Below are 5,268 nucleotides of genomic sequence, written 5' to 3'. Positions count from 1 at the left end.
CGCGGTGCTCATCAACGAGCACGAGGGCCTGTTCTCCGACCGCGGCCGCTTCTCGATGGACTGGTTCTACCCCGTCCTGGGCGGCGCCGTGAGCGGCGCCGCCGCCAAGGACCGGATCGAGGAGCGCTGGGACCGGTTCGTGGTCCGGGGGTTGGGCGTGCGCTGTGTGAGCGACCAGCCGTGGGTGACCGCGGCGGAGTCCGCGGAACTGGTGCTGACCCTGGCCGCCATGGGAGACGCGGAGACGGGCGTGCGCGTCCTCCGGGACGTGCAGCACCTGCGCGACGCCGACGACGGCGTGTACTGGACGGGTTACCAGTTCGCCGAACAGGTGCGCTGGCCGGTGGAGCGCAGCACGTGGACCTCGGCCGCCGTGATCCTGGCGGTGGACGCGCTCACCGGGACCACCCCGGGCTCGCAGGTGTTCCTGCACACCTGGGACGACCTCGCCCTCGGCTAGTGGACTGGCCGTAACCGTTGCGGGTGTGGAACGGGAGGCTCCGCGCTCGTTGATCTTGTACCTAGAGCGGGTCTGGGCGCCCAGACCCGCTCTAGGTACAAGATCAACGCAGGTCAGGACCGGCCCGGTGAACCTTCGCGGTCACCGCACTCTCCGTCCGGCGCGGTCTCGTACTCCCGGCGAGGTCGGTCCCGCGAGACGCGCTGTGGGCACACAGGTCCTCGTGAGGAAGGTTCGGCCGGACCGGCACCGAACGGGGAGGGCCCGGCGGACGTGCGTCCGCCGGGCCCTCCCCGTTCACCTGCCACCGGGCCGGTGGTCACCAGGTGTCCTCGCTTCGCGCCGGTGGCGAGCTGGTTCCGCCGTCGCCACCGCCACCACCGGTGCCGTCGCCGCCGCCGTCACCACCGCCGTCGCCGCCATCACCGGTTCCCGGTCCGGGGATGCTCGGGAATCCAGGCGTCTCCGGTTCGGGTGCCTCCGGGGCGGTGGGCGTCTCCGGTTCCTGCGGCTCGACCGGTGTCTCGGGCTCCTGCGGCTCCGCGGGCTGGTCACCCTGCGGCGGCTGCTCGGGCTCCTGGGTGGCCGGGTCCGGCGCCCAGTACTGGGGGGAGCCGACGTTGGCGCGGGGCGGGAACTCCTTGCGCTCGTACCCCTCCATCGCCTGGGTCATGTACCTGTTCCAGATCGTGGAGGGCAGCCCGGTACTCGACACCTCGCCGTGGCCGGGGATGGTGAAGGGCTTGTTGTCGTCGCTGTAGACGCCCACCGACGTGGCCAGCTGCGGGGTGTAGCCGACGAACCAGGCCGCCACGCCGTCGTTGGCGGTACCGGTCTTGCCGGCCACCGGGTGCGTCCAGATGTTGGCGTTGCTCCCCGTCCCGGAGTTGGCCGCCACCGTGAGCGCGTAGGTGATGTCGGCGGCGATGTCCTCGCTGACCGCCCGGTGGCTCTCCACCTCCGGGCGCTCGTTCTCACCCTCGGTGTTGACGATCTCCTTGACCACGTGCGTCTCGACGTGCACACCGCCGTTGGCGAAGGTGGCGTAGCCGCTGGCCTGGTCCACCGGTCTGACGCTCGTCGCGCCCAGCGGCATGACCGGAACCAGCTGGTTGTCGGGGATGCTGCCCTCGGGCAGGCCCAGGTCGTAGGCGGTCTGGCGGACCTCCTCGTGCCCGACCTCCATACCCAGCCGGATGTAGCCGAGGTTGTTGGAGACCCGGGTGGCCTCGATCAGGTTCATCGGGCCGCCGGCGGCGCCACCCGCGTTCCCGATGGACGTCCCGTTGATGGTCTGGGGACCGCTGCCGTCCACCACGCTGTTCAGGCTGTACCCCTGCTTCAGGGCGGTGGCCAGCACGTAGGGCTTGAACGCCGAGCCCGCCTGCCCGTTCCCCAGGAAGGAGGTGTCGAACTGGTTCTCCTGGTAGTCGTGGCCGCCGTAGAAGGCCACGACCTCGCCCGTGGCCGGATCGACGGTGCTCGCCCCGATGCTGACCCCCTCGGGCACCACCTCCGGGTCGATCGCCCCCTCGACCGCCTCGTACATCTGGTCCATGAGGGCCTGGTCGAACGTGGTGACGATCTTGAAGCCCTGGCGGTTGACCTGGTCCTCGGTGTAGCCGAGGTCGGCCAGCTCCCGCATCGCGGCCTCGTACATGTACCCCTCGTAGCCGCTGAGGCCGCTGCTGTCGGGCCGCTCCGGCTCGGGCGTGGGGAACTCCATCTTGTCGGCCTCGGCCTGGCTGATGGCGCCGGTGGTGACCATGCCGTCGACCACGTACTTCCAGCGCTGCTCCATCTCCGGCGTGGTCTCCGCGTCCGCGAAGCCGAACTTGGTCGGCTGCTGGATCGCGGCGGCCAGGAAGGCCGCCTCCTCGGCGGTGAGCTCGGTGACGTCCTTGTGGTAGTACGCCTGCGAGGCGGCCTGGACGCCGTAGGCGTTACGGCCGAAGTAGATGGTGTTGAGGTACTGCTCCATCACCCATTCTTTGCTCTCGGTCTGGTCGACCTTGATGGCGATGATGATCTCCCGGACCTTGCGGGTGATCGACACGTCCTTGGAGACGCCCTTGTAGTAGTTGCGCACCATCTGCTGGGTGACGGTGGAGCCGCCCTGGACCTGCTGGCCGGTGACGGTGGACCAGACCGCGCGGGCGGTGCCGCTCACGGACACGCCGGGCTCACTCCAGAAGCCGCGGTCCTCCGCCGAGATGACCGCCTCGACGATGTGGGCGCCGCCCTCGGTCATCTCGTCGTAGGAGAGGATCTCGCGGTCGGTGCCCCGGTAGGCGAACTCGGTCTCACCGTCGGCGTAGTAGAAGGTCGAGCCCTGTTCGAGCGCGTCGGCCTTGGCCGCGTCCGGGACCTCGACGGTGCTGTAGAAGAAGGCGAACGTGGCCGCGCCGATGATGACGAACACACCGGCGACGATCAGAAAGACTCGGAGCATCCTCCACCACAGGGGCTTTCTCCCCTTCTTTCCCTTCCCCCCCTTGGGGTCGCCCGGGCCCTTCGGCCCGCCCGGACCGGTACCCCCGGGCCCGGCCGGCCCCTTGGGCCCGCCCGGGCCGCTGGGGCCCATGGGTCCGTGCTGGGAGGCGTCCCGGGCCCCGTGGGACTCCCCGGGCGCACCAGGGCCGCCAGGACCGCTGAAAGCGGGTCCGGTCTCCCCCGGACCGCCGGAGGCTCCCGAGTACGCGGCCGCGGTGGCCCCTCCCGCGGCGGCACCGGCCGCACCGGCTGCGCCCGGGCCGTCGGAGCCGAAGTCCTCGGGCCTTCGGTCCGCCCTGGACGATCCGTCGGCCTGGGCCCGGTGGGCCTCGGTCGGGGCATCGGTTCCGGACTGCTCGGAGGCGTAGTCCGAGAAGCGGCGCGGCTCGGGCCACAGAGAGGCGGTCTCGACCGCCGTGGACTCGTCGGGCGCCTCGTTCTCGGTCCTGTCCGGAGCGTCGGCGTCCGGTGCCGCGGAACGGTCGGACCCGGTGCCGGTCCCCTCATTGGCACCGGCGGCGTCCCCGTCGGTGTCGGCGCGTGTGTCGGCGTCCGCGGGCCCTGCCGCGTCGGCTTCGGCCCGGTCGGCGTCGAGTGGGATGGGCTCGGTCGGGGCGGGCGCCGGCGACGGGGGCTCCTCGGTTCCGGTCCCACGGTCGTCGGGGGATCCGGCCGTCCCGTCCGCCGACGTCTCCTCGGCACCGCTGGAGTACCCGTCCTCACGGGTGTCCTCCGGGTAGGCCTCGCCCGCATCCCCCTCCGTCACGGCAGGGGCAGGCGCGGAGGAGTCGTCGGCCGAGGGGACGCCGGCGCCCTCCTCCGCGGAGGTGTCGGACTCGGAGGGCGGGGTGTCAGCGTGCACGCCGTCGGAACCGCCAGAGCCGCCGGAGCCGTCGGATGAGGACTCCTGGTCCCCGGCGCCCGCATCGACGGGAGAGAACCCCTGTTCCGCGAGGGTCCGGGCCACCCTTTCGCGGAAGAAGGTTCCGCTGGTCTTGAAACTGACCGGGCCGATGAACTCGGGCTCCGGCGGATCTGCTGCTTCCTGCTCTCCTCCAGAAGTGTCATGAGTGGAATGATCTCCGTCGGTGGTGGGTACACCACCCTCGGGAGTGGACCTGTCGGACAGCTCTTCGGCAGAGGTGTTCCTGGTCTCCGGCTCGTCAGCCGCGGGACGCTGTCCGTCCGCCCCGCCCTCGCCGTGTGTGCTCTCGCTCAGCTCCCCGCCCCCATGGCAAATCACGTCCGGCACCTTGCCGTCCTGATGTTTGACGCGCGAGTGCCCCTGATCGTTCATTTCGAGTCAGGACCGAAGCGGTATCTCGGGGAATAACGCCACCATCGCTCCGCCCTCCACGCCACGATACCCGCACGTAACCATGTCAAGGGCAAACCCATAACCGCGCTGTCACTTCTTACCCAGGACTTACCCTCGTCCGGCGTGTATTGGGCTGCCTGTAAGCCCGGTCACTTTCCGAAAGCGGGGCCTGGGACGGGGATCAGGAAACGCGTTCGAGGACACGCAGAGAACCGACTGCGCGCACCTCCTCGAAGCTCCCGGAGTCGAGGGCCCTGCGGTAGATGTTGTAGGGCGGACGGCCGCCGTCCTCGGGGTTGGGGAACACGTCGTGGATCACGAGGGCCCCGCCGGGGGACACATGGGGGCTCCAGCCCGCGTAGTCGCTCTGGGCGGCCTCCTCGCTGTGGCCACCGTCGATGAAGACCATGCCGAGCGGGGTCCCCCAGACACCGGCGACGTCGGCGGAGCCGCCGACGACCGCGATGACCTCTCCGTCCAGGCCCGCCTCGGTGATCGTGCGGCGAAAGTGCGGAAGGGTGTCGAACTTGCCGGTGGCCTCGTCGACGAGGGACCTGTCGTGGTACTCCCAGCCCTCCTGGTGCTCCTCGGAGCCCCGGTGGTGGTCCACGGTGATGACCTTGGCGCCGGCCACCCGGGCGGCCGCCCCGAGGAAGACGGTGGACTTGCCGCAGTAGGTACCGATCTCCACGACCGGGCCAATGTGCGCGTAGGCGGTCGCGGCCTCGAAAAGGGCGGTGCCCTCGTCCGTGGGCATGAAGCCCTTTGCTGCCTCGGCCGCGGCCAGGAGTTCGGCGGGAATCGTCTTCGTCATGCGGGAATTGTCCCACCAGCCGGAATACGAACGGCAGGCGCCCCACCCGGCCTTCCCGCACTTTCACACACGCACAAGCGCAGACACAAAAAAAGAGGGGGCCGCCCACAAGCGACCCCCCCTTCACGAAAAACCGTGGCAGCAACCTACTCTCCCACCCCACCACAGGGCAGTACCATCAGC

General features: G+C 70.2%; 2 protein-coding genes and 1 pseudogene. 1 reads left to right on the top strand and 2 read right to left on the bottom strand.

Going from position 1 to position 5,268, the window contains the following annotated elements; genetic code table 11:
- A pseudogene (locus tag A6A08_RS16990) lies at positions 1 to 460 on the top strand (prenyltransferase); the annotation flags it as partial.
- Between the two features lie 319 nt (positions 461 to 779).
- Here A6A08_RS16990 and A6A08_RS16985 read toward each other — a convergent pair.
- A complete protein-coding gene (locus A6A08_RS16985) occupies positions 780 to 4,205 on the bottom strand; it encodes a transglycosylase domain-containing protein (protein WP_073703601.1) in 3,426 nt (1,141 codons plus the stop codon).
- Between the two features lie 247 nt (positions 4,206 to 4,452).
- A complete protein-coding gene (locus A6A08_RS16980; RefSeq protein ID WP_073703600.1) occupies positions 4,453 to 5,085 on the bottom strand; it encodes a class I SAM-dependent methyltransferase in 633 nt (210 codons plus the stop codon).
- Between the last annotated feature and the right edge of the window lie 183 nt (positions 5,086 to 5,268).

The sequence above is a fragment of the Nocardiopsis sp. TSRI0078 genome (assembly GCF_001905145.1).
Taxonomy (GTDB): Bacteria; Actinomycetota; Actinomycetes; order Streptosporangiales; family Streptosporangiaceae; genus Nocardiopsis.
The sequence above is the reverse complement of the archived record's forward strand: the minus strand, read 5'-3'. Positions and strand labels throughout refer to the sequence as shown.